Source organism: Vibrio sp. 1580 (assembly GCF_033340055.1).
Window position 1 is genome coordinate 1 of record NZ_JAWOVT010000719.1, and the last position, 520, is coordinate 520.

Here is a 520-nt window from a genome sequence, read left to right on the forward strand (position 1 = left end):
TTAGGGATGTTACACCGCTTAATTTACGGTCAAAACGACAAGTTTTATCGTAAATGGATGCACAGCGCGAACCATTCACTTGGTGCGTTTTGCTCTGGTGGCACAATCGCGAACATTACGGCACTTTGGGTTGCACGCAACAAAGCGTTGAAAGCAGATGGTGCTTTCAACGGGGTAGAAAAAGAAGGTCTATTCAAAGCCATGAAGCACTATGGCTACGAAGGTCTGGCAGTTCTGGTTTCTGAACGTGGTCACTATTCACTTAAAAAAGCAGCAGACGTACTTGGCTTAGGTCAAGAGGGTTTAGTCGCGGTGAAAACCGATGCAAACAACCGTATTGTTGTTGACGACCTAAAAGCAAAAATTGCCGAGCTTAAAGAACAAAACATCAAACCAATTGCGGTTATCGGTGTCGCTGGCACAACAGAAACGGGGAACGTCGATCCTCTGTCGCAGATCGCTCAAGTGTGCCAAGAGCACAATTGTCACTTCCATGTAGATGCCGCTTGGGGTGGTGCAA

1 protein-coding gene is annotated in these 520 nt (G+C 46.7%); it reads left to right on the top strand.

Annotation, left to right across the window (positions count from 1 at the left end; translation table 11 throughout):
* On the top strand, nt 1-520 hold a 520-nt coding region (locus R7093_RS28020; RefSeq protein WP_318147384.1), incomplete at both ends, for an aminotransferase class V-fold PLP-dependent enzyme.